We start from the raw sequence: 18779 nt of genomic DNA on the forward strand, positions 1-18779 counted from the left end.
GCGCGGCGTCCGTCGTCCCACCGATCCGTGATCCCGCTGGGAAACCCCGCGAGATCACGAGTGGTCAGGGACGGTGGACTCGGGGATCAGCTCGCCAGGGGGGACGCGGCGGCACCGTCGTGGTCCCCGGCGACGACCGTCCGGTCGCGCCCGGTCCGCTTCGCCCAGTAGAGCGCGGCGTCGGCGCGGGCCAGGACGGCGGGCGGGACCTCGGAGCGGTCCCAGGTCGCGACGCCGATCGAGCAGGTCTGCCCGTGCGGGACGGCCTCGTGCACGGCGCGCAGCACGGCGACGGCGGCGTCGGCGTCCAGTCCGGGCAGCAGCAGCGTGAACTCCTCCCCGCCCCAGCGGGCTAGGAACACCCCCGGCAGAGCGCGCTGCCAGGCGCGGGCGACCGCGACGAGGAAGTCGTCGCCGCCCTCGTGGCCGTGGGTGTCGTTGTAGGCCTTGAAGTGGTCGAGGTCGACGATGGCCACGGTGAGGGGCAGGCGCGGGTCGCCGCCGGCGCGGGTGAAGACGTGGTCGACCTCGGCGTTCCAGGCGCGGCGGTTGGACAGGCCGGTCAGCGGGTCGGTGCCCGCCTGGCGGGCCACGACGACGGCCTGCCCGCGCAGGATCCGCAGCAGGTCCGCGATGCGGACCAGGACCAGGGCGACGACGACGAGGGTGGCCAGGCCCAGCGTGAGCCCGTGGTCCTGGTCCTTCGGCAGCAGGTGCTCGACGACGAGGGCCGCCGGCGGCAGCAGCGCGGCGACGGCCAGCAGCGGCAGCCGCACCAGCTCCGGTTCGGTGCGGCGCTCGAGCGGCGGGTGGCCCAGGACGGCCGCGGAGGGGTCGCGCCCGGCGGCGGCGACGCAGCCGTAGAACACCAGCCACAGCACCCGCACCCACCGCGGGGCGCCGTCCTGGCCCACCGCGGTGAGGACGGCGAAGGTGACGTCGGCGGCGACGCTGGCGCTCAGACCCGCGGCCAGCAGCCAGAACGCGCGGGGCCGGCTGCTGCGCCAGCCGGTGACGCGCACCAGCAGGAACACCACGGCGACGTCGCACAGCGGGTAGGCGGCGGCGACCAGGCGGGCGGCCAGGTGCCCCTGGCCGGCGAAGGCGGGCAGCACGGTGTAGACGACGAAGAGCAGGGCGGTGCTGGTCGTCACGACGACGGTGTCCAGCAGCGCCCCGCCCCGCACACCCCCGCGCGGGGCGGGCAGCAGGCCCAGCACCGAGACGAACAGCAGGACCTGGGCGAGGAGGAACAGCGCGTCGGCGCTGGTGGGGAACGCCACCCGACCGTCCCAGCGCTGGGCCACGGAGACGCTCTCCCCCAGGGCGAAGAGCAGCTGCGTCGCGACCAGCGGCCGCCACGCACGCAGCGCGGGGGAGGTCGCGACGGCGTGGAGGAGCACCAGCGCGGAGCACCAGACCAGGACGGCGTAGCCGACCAGCTCCGCCCGCCCGCCCGGCAGCAGCACGTACCCGACGACGAGGACGCCGGCGCCGGCGAGGACGGGCCCGCCGCGACGGGGGCTCACGCGGGCACCGGCGGGACGGGGACCGCTGTCCGGAGCAGCTGGCGCGCGGTGCGGGTGGCGGCCGCGACGGCGGCGTCGCGCAGGACCGGGCTGAGCTCCTGCTGCGGTTCGCGCCACACGCAGGACAGCACGTGGCTCACCCCGTCGTCGGCGACGACGGGGACGGTGAGCACCGACCCCACCCCGACCCGACGGGCCAGCTCGGCGGCGATGACGGTGCTGGTCGCCGCGTCCGGCACCCACACCGGGCGCCCGGTGGTGATCGAGCGGGCCACGGCGCTGCGCCCGTCGGCGTCGAAGCCGATCGCGCCGACCAGGGCCGGGTCGACGTCACCGCGGTGGCCCAGCAGCTCCCAGCGTCCGCCCGGGCAGGCGGGGCGCACGACGAAGCTGAAGTCGGGGGCGAGCAGGTCGTGCACGGCCGCCCCGAAGCCCAGCACGAGGCGCTGCTCGTCGGAGGTGCCCTCCAGCTCGGCCATCGTCTGCAGCAGCTCGTGGACGCGGTCGAGCTGACCGGCGGCGTCGACCCCGGCGAGGTGGTCGGCGACGAGGCGCGCGAGGGCCTGCACCTGGGTGCGCTGGAGGCAGGTGAGGGGCAGCGGCCGGTCGTCGTAGGCGCAGAGGACGCCGAGGACCCGTCCGGCGGGGTCGGCGACGGGGGCGCCGACGTAGTGCTGGACCCCGGCGGCGGCGGCGGCCCCGCCCGCGGTGCGCGGGTCGGTCGAGGGGTCGAACTGGAGGACGTCGCGCTGCTGGGCCGTCCACGCGCAGGGCGTCCCGTCGCGGGGGACGACGTCCCGCTCGTGGCCGTGGGGGGCCAGCAGGTGCACGTGCTCCTCGGTGACGACGTTGAAGCTGGCGAACCGCGTTCCGCAGACGGAGGCGGCCAGCGCGGTCACGCTGCGCAGCAGACCCTGGGAACGGACCGTGGCGGCCAGGACGGCGTGCGCGAGGCGGACCCGCTCCCCCTCGTCGACCCCCCGGGGGGCCGGCACCGGCTCCCCGTCGGTCCCACCCTCCAGCGCGCTGGGCGGCGCGGGGAGCGCGGCGAAGACCTCCTCCGCCGGGACGGGGCGGGCGAAGTGGAAGCCCTGGAGGAGGTCGGCGCCGAGGCCGCGGATCAGGTCGGCGGTGCGGGCGTCCTCCACGCCCTCGGCGACGACCTCCATCGACAGCCGGTGGGCGAGGTCGACCAGGGTGCGGACGATGGCGGCGTCGGCGGGGGCCTGCGGGGCGGCGGCGACGAAGGAGCGGTCGACCTTGAGCTCGTCGGCCTCGAGCTGGCGCAGCATCGTCAGCGACGTGTAGCCGGTGCCGAAGTCGTCCAGGGAGATGCGGGCGCCGGCCTCGCGCAGGGTGGCCAGCACGGTGGCGGCACCCGCGGGGTCGGCCAGCAGCGCGCTCTCGGTGACCTCCAGGGTCAGGACGCCGCGCTCCAGCCCGTGCTCGGCGATCAGCCGGCGCACGTCCTCGACCAGGGTGGGGTCGGCGAGCACGACCGGGGAGACGTTGACCGACACCCCGACGTCGCGGCCGGCGGCGCGCCAGGCGACGCACTGGGCGACGGCGGTGCGCAGCACCCAGCGGGTGAGGCCGACGATGGCCTGGCTGCGTTCGGCGAGGGGGATGAACGCGCCCGGGCCGAGCAGCCCGCGTTCGGGGTGCTGCCAGCGCACGAGGGCCTCCACGCCGACGGTGCGGCCGGTGCCGGCGGTGACCAGGCGCTGGTAGTGCACCCGCAGCTGGCCCGCCTCGACCGCGGCGGGCAGCTCGGCGTGCAGGCGCAGGGCGTCGGCGTCGAAGACGGCCTCGCCGCCGCTGACGGCGACGCGCTGCTGGTCGGCCGCGGCGCGCACGTCGGCCAGGGCGAGCAGGTCCTCGATGGCGCGGCCGTGCTCGGGGGCGCAGGCCACGCCGATCGAGACGTCGGGGCGCACCTGCAGGCCCCGGCCCGGGCCGGCTCCGGCCAGGACGACGGGGGCGAGCAGCACCTCGCTCAGGTCGCGACCCGCCGCGGCGCCCGCCGTGGCGGCAGCGCCGGGGTCGGCGGGACGCACGACGGCCAGGGAGTCCAGGTCGATGCGGGCGACGACCGCCCCGGGCAGCGCAGCGGCGCGGCGTGCGCACTCGGCCAGGACCTCCTCGGCGGCGGCGGGCCCCAGGGCCAGGCGCAGGTCGCGCAGGTCGTCGACGTGGACGACGCTCACCGTCGCCCGCCCGTCGAGGCCGTCGTCCTCCTGCAGCCGTCGGGCGCAGCTCTCGAGCAGGCCGGTGCGGTTGAGCAGGTCGGAGCCGCCGTCGTGGCGGGCGCGCCGGGCGGCCAGCCGCAGCAGCGAGCGCACGCCGAGGACGGGGACGACGGTCGTGACGGGCAGCACCAGCAGCCAGCCGAGCACCTGGCCGGGGTGCCCGGAGGCGAGGAGCGCGGTGGGCAGCAGCACGAACGGCAGCGCGGTGGCGGCGACGAGGGCCCGTCCCGAGCGCAGGAAGGGGATGTGCGAGGCGGTGGCGCAGTAGAGGGCGACGAGGACGCCGACCCCGGGCGAGCCGTCGGCGGCGTAGACGCCGACGGAGGTGCACAGGGCCGCGCCGACGATGGCGGTGCGGGGACCGGCCATCGGCCAGGCGGGCACCAGCAGCAGCCCGAGCCCGCTGAGCACCCCGAGCGCGGCGACGACGAGGACCGGACCGTCGTGCACGCCGGGCCAGACGGGCAGCAGCGCGACGGAGGCGCTGACGAGGCTGGTCAGCAGGTACCCGACGGCGACCACGCGCCGCTCGGGCCCGTCGGCGCCGAGGTCGAGGGCGCGCGCGGGCGGCTGGCTGATCACCTTCTGGACATCGGGGCGGCCCGTCGCGGACTCCATGCGCCGACCGGGTGAGCGGTGGTCCGGGACCCGCCCGTGACCGACCGGGGTGGGGGGCGCTCAGGCCCCGGCACCGGCCCGCAGTCGTTCCAGCCACCCCTGGGCCGTGGTGAAGTCCTGCTCGCTCGGACCGTCGCCGACGACGGTGCGACCCCCGTCGGAGCGCGGGTAGCTGCCGAGGAAGCGGACCTGCTCGCAGACGCGGTGCAACCCCATGAGGGCCTCCCCGACGCGGGCGTCGGTGACGTGGCCGTCGCAGTCGATGGAGAAGCAGTACCGACCGAGCGCGTCACCGGAGGGGCGCGACTCGATCCGGGTGAGGTTGATCCCGCGGGTGACGAACTGCTCGAGGGCCTCGACGAGCGCACCCGGGCGTTCCTCGCGCAGGAAGACCACGAGGGACGTCTTGTCCTGGCCCGTCGGGGCGGGCAGCTCGCCCACGCCCGGGCGGGAGAGCAGGACGAAGCGGGTCTGGGCGCCGTCGCGGTCCTCGATCCGCTCGGCGAGCACGTCGAGCCCGAGGCTCTCCGCGGCGAAGGGCGCGCAGATGGCGCCCTCGAACCCGGCGGGCTCCCCGCCCGCGAGTTCGTCGGCCAGCGCCTGCGCGGACGCGGCCGTCGACGTCGCCGGGACGTAGAGGGCGTCGGGCAGGTGGGTGTGCAGCCACTTGCGCACCTGGGCGTGGGCGTGGGAGTGCGTGCTCACCCGACGGACGTCCTCGAGGCGCACCCCCGGCTTGACCGCCAGCACGAAGGAGACGGCGAGGACGACCTCCGCGACGACGACCAGCGGGTCACCGACGGCGAGGCCGTCGAGGGTGGCGGGTACGCCACCCTCGACGGAGTTCTCGATCGGCACGCAGCCGACGTCGGCGGCCCCGCTGCGGACCGCCTCGATCGTCGCGTCGACGCTGGGCATCGCGACCGCGGGGACGTCGGCGACGACGGTCCGCAGGGCCGCTTCGGAGAAGGTCCCGACGGGACCGAAGAACGCGTAGCGCAGCACGGTGCTGCACAGTAGCGTCTCGCCCCCCGGCGCTGGAGGGCTCGACGCCGCGGGGTCAGCCCGCCTTGCGCAGCTTGCGGCGCTCGGTGCGTTCGCTCCAGATCGTGTCCCGCTGGTCCTCGGTCAGACCGCCCCAGACCCCGTAGTTCTCACGGTGGGTGAGGACGTGCTGCCGGCACTGGCGCAGGACCGGACATTCGGCGCAGACGGCGAGCGCCGCTGCGTCGCGGTGCTGGCGGGCGGCTCCCCGCTCCAGCTCCGGGTGGAAGAAGAGCTCTGGATCAGCCTCTCGGCAGGAACCCAGGAGCTGCCACTCCCAAGCGTCGATCGTCGGCCGCAGGCCTCGACTCGTCTCGCTCACGGAATCCCCCCTAGGTGTGTGGTGCTCGACGTGACGCCACGTGCTCGTCACGTGGACGTGTCTTGCCCCAAGGGTTCGTAACCTAAACGCTATGCGACCGATCCGTCACTACCTGTGATTGACGTTCGGCGTGTCGCGCCACCAACAGCCACATCACCGGCAGTGACAGACAGGCCCACCAGAGGTCCCCGTTCTGCACGAGACGGGCCACCGGCGTCGGCACGCTGCGCGAGGCCAGCAGGTTCGCCCCCCACCACGGCCACGCGATCCACAGCAGCAGCAGACCGACCGCAGCGGCCACCGCCCGCCGCCGGACCCGGCCGTCCCCGACGACCGCGCCGAGCACGACGACCCCCCACAGCAGGTGGTGCAGCCACGACACCGGCGAGACGAGGATCGCGACCATCCCGCAGGCCGCGACCTCCCCGACCAGCGAACCGCGCCGGTGCATCGCCCGGGCCAGGGAGTACCCCGCGACCGCGGCCACCAGCGCCAGGAGACCCCACACCGCCGTGCTCGCCCCGTCGGAGAGGTAGAGGCGCAGCACGAACCCGCGCAGCGACTGGTTCGACGACCCCGCGTTCGGCCCGAGCCGGTCGGAGTTCAGCAACGCCGACGTCCAGAACTCCAACGACCCCTCGGGGGCCACGAAGAACGTCGCGACCGTCACCCCGACCGCGGCCAGCACCGCGTTGCGCAGCTCCCGCCACTGCCTCGTCACGACGAAGTGGACGAGGAAGACCCCCGGGGTCAGCTTGATCGCGACCGCGATCCCGACCAGCGCCCCGCGCGGCCAGCGGATCGTGAACCGGCCCACCCGCAGCCCGTCGGTCCCCTTCACGAGGTCGAGCAGGCACAGCGTCACCAGGATCGCGTTGACCTGACCGAAGCGGATGTTCTCCCCCACCGGGGAGATCCACACGCACAGCGCCGCGACGACCCCGTGCGCGAGCCCCGTGAAGCGACCGGCCCGCACCAGCAGCGGCCGGAACGCCATCCCCACGATCGCGTAGAGCAGCCCGAGCTGGACACCCGTCCACACCCACCCCGCCACGGCCCAGGGCAGCAGCGCCAACGGGATCGACAGCACCGCCGAGAACGTCGGGTAGGTGAACGGCAGCAGCTGCGGGACCTCGGTCTCGAAGGTGTAGACCGGACGCCCCAGCAGCAGCGACCGCCCGGCCTCCCGGTACACCTCGAGGTCGACCTGCCACTGGTCGTCGGGGTAGGCGATCAGGTAGCGGTGGACGATGGGCGCGGCCGCGACGAGCAGGACGAGCACCCCGACCCACCGCCACAGCGCAGCACCGTTCCGCGGGGTCGCCTCGCTCAGCACGCCCCGATCCTCCCCCAGCGACGCACAGGTCCCGACCACCGACGCCCCTAGCCTGTGACGGTGCCGTCCCTGATCGTCCGCCGACCACCCGCCGCCACCGCCCTGATCGGGGTCCTGGTGATCCTGGCCGGGCTGGTCGTCGGCGCGCTGCCGGCGCAGGCCGCCGAGGAGCGTGCGCCGTTGGTCGTGGTCGGGTTCTCCGGGGTCCGCTGGTCCGACGTCTCCACGAGCGCCACGCCCGCGCTGGCCTCGATGAGCTCCGGCGCGATCGGGACCGTCGCCGTGCGGAGCGTCTTCACCGCCGCCTGCCCCGTCGACGGCTGGCTCGGGCTCTCCGCCGGGCGGCGCGCGACGGGCTTCGACGGGACGTCGCAGCAGCACGCGAGCGCCGCGTGCGAGCCCGTCGCCGAACCCACCGCGACGGGCACCACGACGGTGCAGCCCGACTTCGCCGACTACCGCCGCACCGCCGACGCCGGCACCTTCAGCGCCGTCCCCGGGACGCTCGGGCAGGCGCTCGCGGACGCCGGGACGCGGACCCTCGCGATCGGTCCGGGCGCCGGGGTCGCGCTCGCGCAGGAGGACGGGACGATCGCGAACTACGTCACGTCCAACGGGGCTGCGGTCAGCGACGGGACCCTCACCGCCGGCAAGTACGCCCCCTCAGGCGCCCAGCCCGAGATCGTGGCGGGCTACGTCCAGAGCGCCCTCGAGGACGGCACCCAGGTCGTCGTGGTCGACGCCGGCACGGTCCGCGACGCCGGCGACCTGCCCGCCCGGGAGAGCGCCCCCGCCCTGTCCCGCGCCGACCAGGTGAAGGCCGTCGACGACGTCGTGGCCGCGGTCCAGCAGGCGGTCGCCGCCTCCACCGGCGCCGACGCCACGACCGTCCTCGCCGTCTCCCTCGGCGACGCGGGCCGGACCGCGCACCTGCAGTTCGGCGCCGCGACGGGCCCGCAGCCCGGGTCGGGGACCTACGAGGGCCTGCTCGGCTCCCGCTCGACCCGCCAGACCGCGATCGTGCAGACCACCGACCTCACCCCGACCGTCCTCTCGCTGGCCCTGGGCAGCGACCACGGCACGCCCGGGCTCGTCGGCGCCCCGGTCACCAGCACCGACGCGCAGAGGTCGGTGGCCGACCGCGAGGAGAAGGTGCGCGACCTCGACCAGGCCGCGCAGGCCGTGCAGCCGCTCGTCGGACCGTTCTTCACCGTCTGGGGGGCCGCCCAGATCGTCCTGTACGCCGTCGCCACGCTCGCCCTGCGCAAGGCCTGGGGCGGGCACCGGGGCCGGCGCCGGGTGCTCGCCTGGCTGCGGGTCCTCACCGTGGTGTTCGGCGCGGTCTGCGCCTCGACGTTCCTGGCCAACACGATCCCGTGGTGGCGCGCCGGGGACTCCACCGGCAGCCACCTGCTCGCGGTCAGCGGGGCCGTCGCCCTCTACGTCGCGGTCATCACGGCGGTGGCGCTGCTCGGGCCGTGGCGCACGCACGCCCTCGGGCCGCTCGGCGTCGTCGGGCTGGTGACGGCGGGGGTGCTCGCGGTCGACTGCGCGACCGGTTCGCGGCTCATCACCTCCAGCCTCAACGGCCTGCAGCCCGTCGTGGCGGGCCGCTTCTACGGCCTGGGGAACCAGCAGTTCGCGTTGTTCGCGACGGGGTCGCTGCTGTTCACCGTCGCCCTCGCCGACTTCCTCGTCCGCACCGGTCGCCGTCGCTGGGCGGTCGTGGCGGTGGCGGTGCTGGGGCTGCTCACGACGTTCGTGGACGGCGTCCTCGGCAGCGACTTCGGGGGCCCGCCGGCGATCCTGCCCGCGTTCGGCTTCCTCGCCCTCGTCGTCGCCGGGGTGCGGATCACCTGGCAGCGCGTCGTGGTCATCCTGGGGGCGACCGTCGTCGTCCTCGCGGGGATCTCGATCGCGGACTGGCTGCGACCCACCGACGACCAGACCCACCTGGGCCGCTTCGTCCAGACCCTCGTCGACGGCGGCGCGTGGCAGGTGGTGGAGCGCAAGGGCGCGCAGAACCTGCGGATCCTGTACTCCAACTGGCTGCTGAGCCTCGTCCTGGCCCTCGCGGCGGTGTTCATCGCCTTCGTCCTGGTCCGGCCGAAGGTGCTGGGCGTCTCCGTCCTGCAGCGCGCCTACGACCGCCACCCGGTCCTCAAGCCCGGCCTGACCTGCCTGCTGGTCCTGCTGGTCATCGGGTTCGCGGTGAACGACTCCGGCGCCGCGGTCCCCGCGGTGGGCGCGATGCTCGCCGTCCCGCTGATCATCGCCTGCTGCACCCGGGTGCTGGCGGACGACCCGGGCGAGCCGGCCGGGCCCCTAGGACCGGAGCGCGCTCACTCGACGCCGTAGGCGGTGACGAAGTCCTCCGCGGCGCGGACCAGGGCGAGGGCGGTGGGCTCGGGGAGCCCGTCCGCCGTCAGGGCCCGCACCCGGGCGTCCTCGTCGCCGCCCGTCGCGCGGCGGGTCCAGTCGGCCTGCGCCGCGACGGCGAGGGCGGGACGGGACACGGCCGCGGCGGCCCCCAGCCGGTCCAGGACCAGGCCCGCGACCCAGTCGGGGTCGAAGCTCCCCGCGGGCGGGGCGAACACCCGTTCACCCTCGACGTAGTCCCCGGAACCGCCCCAGTGCCTCACCCGCGCACCGTACCCGCGCGGAGGTCCTGCAACTCCACGGACGTCACACCTCGACGGTCGTCGGTCGGGAGGAGCGCCGGGTCACCAGGTGCAGGACGACCCCGACGACGAGCAGCAGGCCCGCGCACAGCCACACCCCCGCATCCTGCCGGGTGAGCAGCACGACGCAGGACACGATGCCCAGGACGGGCAGGACGGTCGGGGTGCGGAAGTGCCGGTGCCCCGGCTCGTCCTTGCGCAGCACCAGGACGGCGAGGTTGGTCGAGGTGAAGACGATCGGCAGCAGGACGACCGTGGCGGCGAGGGTTTCGAGCTGGTGACACCGGCCGCGAGCATCGAGAAGCCCACCAGGAACGACACGACGGGCCGGCCGAAGGCGCGCTGGGTGAAGACCGCGGAACCGCCGGCCTTCGGGTACTTCGTGACGAGCTCGGCGTAGGAGGCCGCGGTCAGGGTCCCCACCAGCGCGTAGATCCCGGCCGACTCATCCTCTACAGTTACTGCGAACCGTTCCCATCGTCAGGAAGCTGTCGGATGCCCTCGCGCCGCTCGTCCCTCGTCCTCGCCGCCACCCTCACCGCATCGCTCGCCCTCGCCGCCTGCGGTGGTAGCAAGAGCACCTCCGCCGCGAGCGACGACACCGGCCTGAGCGTCGTCGCCTCCACCAACGTCTACGGCTCCATCGCCGAGTCGATCCTGGGCGACGAGGGCACCGTCACCTCGATCATCGCCGACCCCAGCGCCGACCCGCACAGCTACGAGGCCAACACCCGCACCCAGCTGGAGCTGTCCAAGGCCGACGTCGTGATCGAGAACGGCGGCGGCTACGACGACTTCGTCGACACCATGCTCAAGGCCGCCGACACGAAGGCCGTCGTCCTGAACGCCGTCGACATCTCGGGCCGGACCGCCCCCGCGGGCGGGGAGCTCAACGAGCACGTCTGGTACGACGTCGAGACCGTGCGGAAGGTCGCGCAGGCCCTGGAGGCCGAGTTCGCCAAGGCCGCCCCGGACGACGCGAGCACCTTCACGACCAACCTGAAGACCTTCGAGGGCGGCCTCGACACCCTCGAGCAGAAGATCCAGGCCGACAAGGCGACCACGGACGGTCGGCCCGTCGCGATCACCGAACCCGTCCCCGGCTACCTGCTGGAGGCGCTCGGCGCGAAGAACGTCACGCCCGTGGAGTTCTCCGAGGCCATCGAGGAGGAGACCGACGTCCCGGTCGACGTGCTGCAGGAGACACTGTCCCTGTTCACGCAGCACCAGGTGCGGGCGCTGGTCTACAACGAGCAGACCACCGGCCCGCAGACCGAGCAGGTCCTGAAGGCTGCGAAGGACAACGGCATCGCTGTGGTGCCGGTCACCGAGACGCTCCCCGAGGGCAAGGACTACACGACGTGGATGACCGCGAACGTCGACGCGATCGCGACGGCCCTGACGCAGTGACGGAGCGCGCCGGTGTCCCTGCGCTGCGGCTCGCGGGCGCGTCCCTGCAGTACGGCTCGCGCCGGCTGTGGTCGGGGCTGGACCTGGAGATCGCGCCCGGCGAGTTCGTCGCCGTCCTCGGCGCCAACGGCGCCGGGAAGTCGAGCCTGCTGAAGGTCGTCCTCGGTCAGCAGGCGCTCGCGGCCGGGACCGTCGAGGTCGCCGGGCGCCCCGTCCGGCGCGGTGACCGCCGCATCGGCTACGTCCCGCAGCAGAAGGGACTCGACCCGAGCACCCCGCTGCGCGCCCGCGACTTCGTCCGCCTCGGCCTCGACGGCCACCGCTGGGGGCCCCTGCTCCCCTCCCGCCGCGCGAACGCCCGGGTCGACCGGGTCCTCGAGGCCGTCGGCGCGACCGGCTACGCCGACTCCCCCGTCGGCCGGCTCTCCGGTGGGGAGCAGCAGCGGCTGCGGGTCGCGCAGAGCATCGTCGGCGACCCGGCGCTGCTGCTCGCCGACGAACCGCTGCTCTCCCTCGACCTGCACCACGCCGGCGCCGTCAGCGCGCTGGTCGACGAGTGCCGCACCCGCACCGGCGCGGCCGTCCTCTTCGTCACCCACGACGTGAACCCCGTCCTGCCCTACGCCGACCGGGTGCTCTACCTGGCCAACGGCCGGTTCCGGATCGGGACGCCGGAGCAGGTCATGACCTCGGCGACGCTCTCCGAGCTCTACGGCTCCCCCGTGGAGGTGCTGCGCTCCAACGGCCGGCTGCTCGTCGCCGGCGGCGCCGCCCCCAGCGAGCACCCGCACTCGCACGACCACCAGGAAGCATCGTGAGCACCGCCGTCAGCAGCACCGCCAGCGCCATCGCCTGGGACAAGGTCATCGACTTCTCCGACTACGGGGAGCTGCTGGCCCTGGTCCACAACTCGTTGTGGGCGGGCGCGCTGCTCGGTCTGGTCGGCGGGCTGATCGGGATGTTCATCGTCGCGCGCGACCTGCCGTTCGCCGTGCACGGCATCGCGGAACTGAGCTTCGCCGGCGGGGCCGCCGCGCTGCTGCTCGGCGTGAACGTCGTCGCGGGCTCGCTCGTGGGGTCGGTGCTCGCGGCCGTCCTGTTCGGGGTCCTGGGGGCCCGGGCACGGGAGCACAACTCCGCCATCGGGGTCCTCATGCCCTTCGGCCTCGGGCTCGGGGTGCTGTTCCTGGCCCTCTACCAGGGGCGGGCCGCGAACAAGTTCGGCCTGCTGACGGGCCAGATCGTCGCCGTCGACAACCCGCAGCTGTTCTCGCTCGCGGTCATCGCCGCGGTCGTGGTGGTGGCCCTCGCGCTGCTGTGGCGTCCGCTGCTCTTCGCCAGCCTCGACCCGGACGTGGCGGCGGCGCGGGGAGTCCCGGTGCGGGCGCTGTCCCCGGTCTTCATGCTGGTCCTCGGCCTGTCCGTGGCGATGAGCGTGCAGATCGTCGGTGCCCTGCTGGTCCTGGCGCTGCTGGTGACGCCGGCCGCCGCGGCGATGCGGGTGAGCGCGTCCCCGTTCGTGGTGCCGGTGCTGTCCACGGTGTTCGCGCTCGTCGCCATGGTCGGCGGTCTGCTGCTGGCCGTCGGGTCGTCGATCCCGATCAGCCCCTACGTGACGACGGTGTCGTTCGTCATCTACCTCGTGTGCCGGCTGGTCGCGCGCCTGCGCCGCCCGGCCGACCGGCCGGAAACTCCGCGTCCGGTCGTCGCCGAGATCGTCTGAGGTCGGACGCGGCGGCTTCGTCCGAGGTCAGACGCGGCGACGACCCGAGAACGCCGCGACGACGGCGACCGTGGCCGCGGTGAACGCCAGGACCCAGGGCAGGACACCGCCTTCGAGGACCGCACCCGCCCAGCAGAGCAGCGCCACCACGGCGCAGAGGACGACCGAGCCGATCGCGGGTCGTCGACCGGGGCGGGGGCGTCGGGGCACGGCCCCATCCTCCGGCACGATCCGCGCCACCCGGAACGCCCACCGGTCCCCTCCTCCCACGACGAACGTCGTACCCCCAGCCCGTGATCCCGCGGGGAAACCCAGCGGGATCACGGTCGGGGTGGGCAGGGGGTTCCGGGGTGGCGCTGAGTAGCCTCGCGTCCATGCCGCACCTGTTGCACCTCGACTCCTCCGCCGACCTCGCGACGTCGCGATCGCGGGCCATCACGGCGGCGTTCGCCGACGCGTGGACGGCACGGGGCGCCGAGCACACCGTCACCCACCGCGACCTGCACCGCGACCAGCTGCCGCACTTCGCGACCAACGAGCAGCACTGGCCGGCCGCGGACCGCCTCCCCACCGCCGACGTCCCCGCCGAGCAGGACGCGCTCACCGCGACGCTGCAGGCCGAGATCCTCGCCGCGGACGTCGTGGTCGTCGGGGCGCCGCTCTACAACTACACGGTGCCCTCGACGTTGAAGGTGTGGCTGGACCACATGCACGTCCCCGGCGCCCTGGCCGGCGAGGGCTCGCAGCCGCTCGCCGGGCGTCACGCGGTCGTGGTCAGCAGCCGCGGCGGGACCTACGACGCGGGCAGCCCCACCGAGGACTGGGACCACGGCGTCCCGGTCCTGCAGATCATCCTCGGCAACTCCCTGGGGATGACCGTGCACGTCGTCCAGACCAGCGCGACGCTGGCCGATCGGCTGCCCGACCTCGCCGGGCTCAAGGACCGCAGCGTCGCCGAGCTGGAGGCCGCGACGGCCGCGGCGCAGGAGCTGGCGCGGACGCTGTAGGCCCGACGGCGGGATCGTCAGTCGAGGGGGCCGGGCCAGGGCCGGGGTTCCCCGCCGGTGACCTGGCGCTCGAACTCCACCAGCATCCAGTCCGCCAGTTCCCGCAGCTCCGCCGGGGCCGCCAGCACCGCGACGCCGGTGGCGGCGATGAGGCGGTCGAGCTCCTGCTCGTTGCGCCGCCAGCGCTCGAGGATCCCCGGGTGGTCGGGCAGGCGGGGGTAGTCGAGGTCGGCGCTGTCCTCGCCCGCGGCCAGGGCCTGCAGGACCCGGGCCTGCGCCGGGCGCAGGTGCCCCGCGTACTGCTCGGCGAGCTGGTCGCCGACCGCGTCGGCGCGGGCGGCGGTGCCGGGGTCGGTGATGGCGTGGGTGAGGCTGAGGAGTCGCAGCTCGCGCAGCACCGCCTCGCGGTGCTCGCGCAGGCGCACCCCACGGCGCAGCGGGTAGCGCAGCAGCCGGAGGCCGCCCGGGGCGCTGAGGACGGGGTCGGGGTCGGGGTCGGGCAACGACTCCCAGTCCGCCGCGAGCAGGGCGTCGATCTCGTCCTGCAGGGCGAGGTCGACCTCCAGCCCCACCTCGCCGTGGTCGGCGCCGGTGAGGAGCAGCTCGCACCAGACCGTCTTCCCCCGGCCGTCGGGGTGGACCTCGCCGCCGCGCGCGGTGCTGAGCGCGGTGATGAGCGGGAGCCCGCGGCCGGTGGAGGCGGTGAGGCTGCGGGGCACCCACTGCGGGACGACCGGCGACCCGTCGCCGACCTCCAGGCGCAGGACGGAGGGGGTGAGCCGGACCCGGACGGAGACGCCCGTGCCCGCGTGCAGCAGCGCGTTGGTCACCAGTTCGCTCAGGCACACCTCGGCGTCGGCGGCGACGGCCTCGGGGACGCCGACGGTGGACGGGCCGGTCAGGGTGCGCCGGAGGTGCCGGCGGGCCCGACCGGCGCTGCCGGCCTCCGCCGGGAGCTCGACCCGTGCGTCCTCGTCCACCGATCCCCGCCTTCCCGTCTCGACGAAAACTACCCTGCGTCAGCACACCAGATCGAGCAGTGACCACGACCGTCACCCTCCCGGGACGATCCTGTGCTTCAGTGCTGGCATGGGGGTCGCACCGTGGTGGTCCGCGCGCGAGAGCGCGGGCCGGGTCTCCCTCACACGACGTCTCAGCGGGGCGAGCCTGCTGGCCCTCCTCGTCCTCGTCCTGGGGGGCGGTCTCGTCGTCGTCACCGCCCAGCAGCTCGGCACCGCGCAGCAGCAGCTCACCCGGGAGACGCGGGCCCGGCAGGCGACCTCCGACCTGCAGCGGCAGTACGTCGAGCAGGAGACCGGCCTGCGCGGCTACCTCCTCACCGGTGAGGTGGAGCTCCTCGCCCCCTACGAGCTGGCCCAGCGGCAGCTGCCCGGGGTGCGGCGCGAGCTGCGCGAGGGTCTGCGGGCGGTCGGCGGTGACGCGGCGCAGCTGGAGGTCCTGGAGCAGGCCCACGCCGAGTGGGACGCCTACGCCCGGGAGCAGATCGCGGCGGTGGGGAGAGGCGAACGCACCGGCCCCAGCAGCATCGGCACGACCATGCTCGGCAAGACCCTGTTCGACGACGTCCGCAGCGCCGGCGAGACGCTGGACGCCCAGCTGGAGGGGCTCCAGGAGGCGAGCCAGCGCGAGACCCACCGGCTGCAGACCCGCCTGGTCGTGAGCACCGCGGGCGGGCTGGCCGCGCTCGCCCTGCTGCTGGGCCTCGGCTCCCTCGTCACGGTGCGCCAGGTGACGCAGCCCCTGCGGCGCCTGGCGGAGGCCACCCGCCGGGTCGCCGACGGTGACCTGTCGGCGCAGCTGCGGGCGGAGGGCGCGTCGGAGGTGCGGGAGCTGGCCGGTGACGTGGCCGCCATGCGCGACCGCCTCCTCGCCGACCTGGACCGGACCCGGCAGGCCCTCGGCGCCCTCGACCAGGAGGACCGCGCGGTGCGGGCCGTGCGGCAGGCGCTGCTGCCCTCCCCCGGCCGGGTGGAGGGCGTGCGGATCACGGCCCGCCTCGACGCGGCCGAGGGCGTCCTGGCCGGCGACTGGTACGACACCGTCCAGGTCGCGACGGGGCGCCTGGGCGTCGTCGTCGGCGACGTCGCGGGCCACGGCCCCTACAGCGCCGTCTTCGCGCTGCGCCTCAAGCACTCCCTGGCCACCGCCCTGCGCACCCACGCCCACCCGGGCGCGGCGCTGACCGCCGTCTGCGCCGAGCTGCGCGACGTCCCGGCGGAGCTGTTCGCCACGGTCTTCGTGTGCGTCGTCGACACCGGGACCGGCACCCTGGTCCACGCCAACGCCGGGCACCCCCCGGCGCTGCTGCTCCCCGCCGGGGACGAGGCGGGCACCGGGGTGCGCTTCGAGGAACTGCCCCCCACCGGGCCCCTGCTGTCCTCGATCGTCGCCGGGGAGGTGTGGGAGGAGGTGGAGCACCCGTTCGGGACGGGCGACAGCCTCCTGACCTTCACCGACGGGGTCCTGGAGAGCCGCTCGCCCGACGGCGTGGAGTTCGGTCTGGACGGCCTGCTGGCGGCGATCGGGCGGACCCCGCGCCAGGACCCGGCCCGGCTCATCGACGCGGTGGCCGCGGACGCCCTGCGCCACGCCCGGAACCCGGGCCGGCGCGACGACCACACCCTCGTCCACGTCCTGCGCGAGGTCGTCGGGGGGCCGGGGCCCGTCCTGCCCGTCCTGCCCGTCGCGGCCGTGGGTGGGACCCCCGGGGGGTGACCCGGCGCGTCCGCCGCCGTTCAGCGGGCGGAGCCGAACCGTTCGGTGCGGATCCGCGCCTCGTCGTGGCCGAGTTCCACGAGGAGTTCCGCGACGTGCTCGACGAACGGTGTCGGCCCGCACACCAGGCACGTCGGCGACGACGCGGCGGGGACGGTGGTGGCGGCCAGGAGTTCCGCGTCGAGGCGCCCCGGTGGACGCGTCGACCCGGGCGGGGCCTCCCGGGTCCACACGACGTCGAACGCGGCGAGTTCCGCGGCGTACATCGCGACGGCCGGTGAACGCACCGAGGCCAGCATCCGGAGTTCCGGGGCGTCAGGGACCCCGGCGTGCGTGCGCACGACCGAGACCAGCGGGACGACACCGGAACCCCCGCCGATGAGCTGCACCGGGGCGGGGTCGCCGGGACGCCAGACGAACCAGCCCCCCAGCGGCCCGGTGACCTCGAGGACGTCACCGGCGCGCACCTCGCCGGTGAGGAACGAGGAGACCTCCCCGTCGACCGCCAGTTCCACGCCGATCTCGACCTCGGCCGGCCCGGGGCGCCGCGCCGCCGACGCGATCGAGTACGACCGGACCGCCTGGTACCCGTCCGGCGCCGTGAGCCGCACGTCGAGGTGCTGACCGGCGAGGTGCCCCGGCCAGGACGGGACCTGCAGCACGAGGGCCCGCGCGCTCGCACTCTCCGGGCGGACCGCGAGGACCCGCGCGGGACGCCAGCCGTTCACAGCGAGTACCGCTGCTCGCGCCACGGGTCGCCGTAGGCGTGGTAGCCGACGCGTTCCCAGAAACCCAGGTCCTCGGTGTCCGACAACGTGATCGAACGGACCCACTTCGCGGACTTCCACAGGTACAGGTGCGGGACGAGGAGTCGTGCCGGGCCGCCGTGGACGGGTTCCAGGGGTTTCCCGCCGTACCCGGTGACGATCCAGGCGCGCCCCCCGAGCAGGTCGGCGACGGGGAGGTTCGTGGTGTACCCGCCGTAGCTGGTCACGAACGCGAACCGCGCGGACGTGGTGACGTTCGCGAAGAACGCGTCGAGGGAGTACCCCGTCCAGTCCGTGCCGAACTTCGACCACCGGGTGACGCAGTGCAGGTCGGTCCGGACCGTCTCGCGCGGCAGGCGGCGCAGCCCGTTCCAGTCCCAGTGGTGGGAACTGCCGGACTCCTCGGTGAGGGTGAACCGCCAGTCCTCGGGGTCGAGGCGCGGCGTCGGCCCGGCCGAGAGGACCGGGAAGTCGTCGGTCCGGTACTGGCCGGGCGGCAGGAGTTCCGCGCGTTCGCGGGGCCGGCCGGTGAAACCCCGGGTGACGCGGGGAACCTCGAACCCGTCGTCGGGGTTCACGGCAGGATCGCGTCGACGTAGCCGCCGTCGACCCGGAGGGCCGCCCCCGTCGTGGCGGAGGCGAGCGGTGAGGCCAGGTAGCAGACCATGTTCGCGATCTCCTCGGGTTCGATGAGCCGCTGCAGCAGCGACTGGGGCCGGAACTCCGTCATGAACCGCCGTTGCGCCTCCTCCCACGGCAGGTCCCCGGGGACGAGCTCACGGACGAAGTCCTCGACGCCGCCGGTGTGGGTGGGGCCGGCGAGGACGCTGTTCACGGTCACCCCCGTGCCCGCGGCGGCCTTGGCGAAACCGCGGTGCACCGCGAGGAGAGCGGTCTTCGTCATCCCGTAGTGGATCATCTCGGCCGGGACGGCGACGGCGGAGTCGCTCGAGACGTACAGGACACGACCCCAACCGTTCGCGATCATCCCGGGCAGGTGGTGCCGGGTCAGGCGGACACCCGTGAGGACGTTGGTCTCGAAGTAGCGTCGCCACTCGTCGTCGTCGATCTGCAGCGGGTCGGCCGAGCCGAAGACGCCGAGGTTGTTGACCAGGACGTCCACCGCCGGTACGGCCTCGACGAGCGCGGCGTGGCCGACGTCGGTGGTGATGTCACCGGCCACCCAGCGGACCTCGCCGTCGATCCCGGCCGCCGCGGCCTCGAGGCGCTCGGGGTTGCGGCCGGTGAGGACGACGGAGGCCCCGCAGCCGGCCAGTCCGGTGGCGATCGCCAGGCCGATGCCCTGGCTCGACCCGGTGACCAACGCCGACTTCCCCGTGAGATCGATGCGCACGGG

At 74.7% G+C, this 18779-nt stretch carries 18 protein-coding genes and 1 pseudogene; 6 read left to right on the forward strand and 13 right to left on the reverse strand.

The genetic code is table 11. The annotated features are described in order from the left end of the window. Positions 1-86: 86 nt before the first annotated feature. The 5 genes from SJY07_RS11370 to SJY07_RS11390 form a co-directional block, all read right to left on the reverse strand. Entirely contained in the window at positions 87-1529 is a 1443-nt protein-coding gene (locus SJY07_RS11370; RefSeq protein WP_380159170.1) for a diguanylate cyclase domain-containing protein, read from the reverse strand. Next, positions 1526-4396, reverse strand: a complete 2871-nt coding sequence (locus SJY07_RS11375) for a putative bifunctional diguanylate cyclase/phosphodiesterase (RefSeq protein ID WP_380159172.1) — start codon at positions 4394-4396, stop codon at positions 1526-1528. Before SJY07_RS11375 ends, SJY07_RS11370 begins: the two co-directional genes overlap by 4 nt. Positions 4397-4456: 60 nt before the next feature. Continuing rightward, positions 4457-5401, reverse strand: a complete 945-nt coding sequence (gene pheA, locus SJY07_RS11380; protein WP_380159174.1) for a prephenate dehydratase — start codon at positions 5399-5401, stop codon at positions 4457-4459. Positions 5402-5456: 55 nt separating this feature from the next. Continuing rightward, the gene (locus tag SJY07_RS11385) at positions 5457-5762 is read right to left on the reverse strand and encodes a WhiB family transcriptional regulator (RefSeq protein WP_380159176.1); all 306 of its coding nucleotides are present in this window, start codon (positions 5760-5762) and stop codon (positions 5457-5459) included. Between the two features lie 82 nt (positions 5763-5844). Next, entirely contained in the window at positions 5845-7098 is a 1254-nt protein-coding gene (locus SJY07_RS11390; RefSeq protein WP_328294146.1) for a glycosyltransferase 87 family protein, read from the reverse strand. A gap of 60 nt (positions 7099-7158) precedes the next feature. Here SJY07_RS11390 and SJY07_RS11395 point away from each other — a divergent pair, with 60 nt between their 5' ends. Beyond that, on the forward strand, positions 7159-9456 hold the full coding sequence (locus SJY07_RS11395) for a hypothetical protein (protein ID WP_380159178.1): 2298 nt from the start codon (positions 7159-7161) through the stop codon (positions 9454-9456). Here the strand turns inward: SJY07_RS11395 and SJY07_RS11400 are convergent. The 3 genes and pseudogenes from SJY07_RS11400 to SJY07_RS11410 form a co-directional block, all read right to left on the reverse strand. After that, positions 9441-9740 carry a hypothetical protein gene (locus SJY07_RS11400; RefSeq protein WP_328294144.1) on the reverse strand — a complete coding sequence of 100 codons (300 nt, stop codon included), beginning with the start codon at positions 9738-9740 and terminating at the stop codon, positions 9441-9443. The two genes, SJY07_RS11395 and SJY07_RS11400, sit on opposite strands and share 16 nt — an antisense overlap. 43 nt (positions 9741-9783) lie before the next feature. Further along, complete coding sequence (locus SJY07_RS11405; RefSeq protein WP_380159180.1) at positions 9784-9984, reverse strand: hypothetical protein; 201 nt, start codon at positions 9982-9984, stop codon at positions 9784-9786. A 65-nt stretch (positions 9985-10049) separates the two neighbouring features. Next, a pseudogene (locus tag SJY07_RS11410) lies at positions 10050-10220 on the reverse strand (amino acid permease); the annotation flags it as partial. Between the two features lie 54 nt (positions 10221-10274). On the opposite strand from SJY07_RS11410, the gene SJY07_RS11415 reads away from it, so the two are divergent. Genes SJY07_RS11415 through SJY07_RS11425 form a run of 3 tightly spaced genes read left to right on the forward strand, consistent with a single transcriptional unit; the run spans position 10275 to position 12912 of the window. Next, positions 10275-11189 (forward strand): metal ABC transporter solute-binding protein, Zn/Mn family, encoded by a 915-nt coding sequence (locus SJY07_RS11415; protein WP_380159182.1) that lies wholly within the window; start codon positions 10275-10277, stop codon positions 11187-11189. Then, positions 11186-12007, forward strand: coding sequence for a metal ABC transporter ATP-binding protein (locus tag SJY07_RS11420; protein WP_380159184.1), 822 nt, complete (start codon positions 11186-11188; stop codon positions 12005-12007). Before SJY07_RS11415 ends, SJY07_RS11420 begins: the two co-directional genes overlap by 4 nt. After that, positions 12004-12912 (forward strand): metal ABC transporter permease, encoded by a 909-nt coding sequence (locus SJY07_RS11425; protein ID WP_380159186.1) that lies wholly within the window; start codon positions 12004-12006, stop codon positions 12910-12912. Before SJY07_RS11420 ends, SJY07_RS11425 begins: the two co-directional genes overlap by 4 nt. Before the next feature lie 27 nt (positions 12913-12939). Here SJY07_RS11425 and SJY07_RS11430 read toward each other — a convergent pair whose 3' ends face one another. Further along, positions 12940-13122 (reverse strand): hypothetical protein, encoded by a 183-nt coding sequence (locus SJY07_RS11430; RefSeq protein WP_380159188.1) that lies wholly within the window; start codon positions 13120-13122, stop codon positions 12940-12942. 164 nt (positions 13123-13286) lie between these two features. Between SJY07_RS11430 and SJY07_RS11435 the strand changes: the two genes are divergently transcribed. Continuing rightward, positions 13287-13919 (forward strand): FMN-dependent NADH-azoreductase, encoded by a 633-nt coding sequence (locus tag SJY07_RS11435; protein WP_380159190.1) that lies wholly within the window; start codon positions 13287-13289, stop codon positions 13917-13919. 17 nt (positions 13920-13936) lie between these two features. Here the strand turns inward: SJY07_RS11435 and SJY07_RS11440 are convergent, their stop codons facing one another. After that, positions 13937-14899, reverse strand: coding sequence for an ATP-binding protein (locus SJY07_RS11440; RefSeq protein ID WP_380159192.1), 963 nt, complete (start codon positions 14897-14899; stop codon positions 13937-13939). Between the two features lie 109 nt (positions 14900-15008). Between SJY07_RS11440 and SJY07_RS11445 the strand changes: the two genes are divergently transcribed. Further along, complete coding sequence (locus SJY07_RS11445) at positions 15009-16655, forward strand: PP2C family protein-serine/threonine phosphatase (protein ID WP_380159194.1); 1647 nt, start codon at positions 15009-15011, stop codon at positions 16653-16655. Positions 16656-16675: 20 nt separating this feature from the next. Here SJY07_RS11445 and SJY07_RS11450 read toward each other — a convergent pair whose 3' ends face one another. The 3 genes from SJY07_RS11450 to SJY07_RS11460 are packed head-to-tail and all read right to left on the reverse strand — an operon-like array spanning position 16676 to position 18776. Beyond that, positions 16676-17383: an FAD-binding oxidoreductase gene (locus SJY07_RS11450; protein WP_380159196.1), complete on the reverse strand. Its 708-nt coding sequence runs from the start codon at positions 17381-17383 to the stop codon at positions 16676-16678. Beyond that, positions 17380-18000 carry a molybdopterin-dependent oxidoreductase gene (locus SJY07_RS11455; protein ID WP_328294131.1) on the reverse strand — a complete coding sequence of 207 codons (621 nt, stop codon included), beginning with the start codon at positions 17998-18000 and terminating at the stop codon, positions 17380-17382. The genes SJY07_RS11450 and SJY07_RS11455 overlap by 4 nt, the downstream gene beginning before the upstream one ends. Next, entirely contained in the window at positions 17997-18776 is a 780-nt protein-coding gene (locus SJY07_RS11460; RefSeq protein WP_328294130.1) for an SDR family oxidoreductase, read from the reverse strand. Before SJY07_RS11460 ends, SJY07_RS11455 begins: the two co-directional genes overlap by 4 nt. Positions 18777-18779 lie beyond the last annotated feature (3 nt).

The sequence above is a fragment of the Kineococcus sp. R86509 genome, from assembly GCF_042466365.1.
GTDB lineage: Bacteria > Actinomycetota > Actinomycetes > Actinomycetales > Kineococcaceae > Kineococcus.

Bases quoted from the DNA above. Each gene is read 5' to 3' on its own strand.
- SJY07_RS11375 (WP_380159172.1), bottom strand. From the start codon at position 4,396: ATGGAGTCCGCGACGGGCCGCCCCGATGTCCAGAAGGTGATCAGCCAG.
- SJY07_RS11415 (WP_380159182.1), top strand. From the start codon at position 10,275: ATGCCCTCGCGCCGCTCGTCCCTCGTCCTCGCCGCCACCCTCACCGCA.
- SJY07_RS11435 (WP_380159190.1), top strand. From the start codon at position 13,287: ATGCCGCACCTGTTGCACCTCGACTCCTCCGCCGACCTCGCGACGTCG.
- SJY07_RS11445 (WP_380159194.1), top strand. From the start codon at position 15,009: ATGGGGGTCGCACCGTGGTGGTCCGCGCGCGAGAGCGCGGGCCGGGTC.